This is a genomic window from Pseudoxanthomonas kalamensis DSM 18571 (genome assembly GCF_010211745.1).
In the GTDB taxonomy this organism is placed as follows: Bacteria; Pseudomonadota; Gammaproteobacteria; order Xanthomonadales; family Xanthomonadaceae; genus Pseudoxanthomonas_A; species Pseudoxanthomonas_A kalamensis.
The window spans coordinates 1-515 of sequence record NZ_PDWQ01000142.1; the positions used below are offsets into that span (position 1 = coordinate 1).

Annotated in this window: 1 pseudogene; it reads right to left on the minus strand. The window is 54.0% G+C overall.

What is annotated here, in order from left to right:
- Positions 1-463: pseudogene (locus CSC70_RS14420) on the minus strand (tetratricopeptide repeat-containing sulfotransferase family protein); the annotation flags it as partial.
- Positions 464-515 lie beyond the last annotated feature (52 nt).

Below are 515 nucleotides of genomic sequence, written 5' to 3' on the forward strand. Positions count from 1 at the left end.
CATCAATGAGCACTGCAGATTCGCTCTCGCGGTAATTTACAAGCGAGCGCATCACCTGGTTGGCGCGCTCAAGCTCAGCCCATGCGAGCTTATACTCTGTCAAATCGTGTAACTCCTTGTGCAAGGCATACCGGAGATACGCCTCACCAAGACTTCCAGCCCTGCAGCGAACGAGCTGAGAACGCAGACGATCTATGTGATTGCTCTGCGGCGTCTGCAGCCTGAGTCCTGACAACATCCAAGATGCCTGCAAATACCCCCCATCAATGCCCAGCGCATGCTCGTACGCAAGCTCCGCTCCCTTTGCGTCGCCCATGAAGGAAAGCAAATTCCCGTTGAAATAGATGGACGGCACGTGCTTAGGATCGGCGAGAAGCGCTTGATCAACCAACCGCATTGCATTGTCTTGGTCGCCGATACCACTAAGCAGGACCGCTATCTCCGCCAACTGGATGGGCGACAAGGGATTCTCTCTGAGGCGATTCTCTACAAATTCGACCAACGCACTATACTCA